Source organism: Haloferax profundi (genome assembly GCF_001469865.1).
In the GTDB taxonomy this organism is placed as follows: domain Archaea; phylum Halobacteriota; class Halobacteria; order Halobacteriales; family Haloferacaceae; genus Haloferax; species Haloferax profundi.
In genome coordinates this window covers 1-335 of sequence record NZ_LOPV01000441.1, presented here as the reverse complement: position 1 = coordinate 335, position 335 = coordinate 1, and the positions used below count along the sequence as shown (strand labels likewise).

Below are 335 nucleotides of genomic sequence, written 5' to 3'. Positions count from 1 at the left end.
GACTGCAGGTTTTCCCATGCATGCTGCTTCCCGTGCCATGGTTCCGGAGCCCGTCAGCACACCTTGGGAGTGCCAGGCCAAATCGAGCCCGTTTAACGCGTTTTCGGGCGTAAAGACAACATCCGATGGGTAGCCATCTGAGAAATGTTCGTCGCCACGCCCACGCGGTAGATACACGATGTTGTGTCCATCTTCAACAGCTAACTCGAGTAGGTTTGGAACCAACGACTGGTCTGCATCCACGTAGGCTGCGTCAAGTGCTTCAGGCCGAATGACGATGTAGTCCTCGAATGGCAACTGGTCGGTGAAGTGTTCGTTCGGCTCAAAGTCGGCAA

At 54.9% G+C, this 335-nt stretch carries 1 protein-coding gene; it reads right to left on the bottom strand.

Annotated features, from left to right (window positions below; genetic code table 11):
* Nucleotides 1-335: DUF354 domain-containing protein (locus tag AUR66_RS15080; protein ID WP_157533146.1), on the bottom strand; the 335-nt coding region annotated here is incomplete at both ends.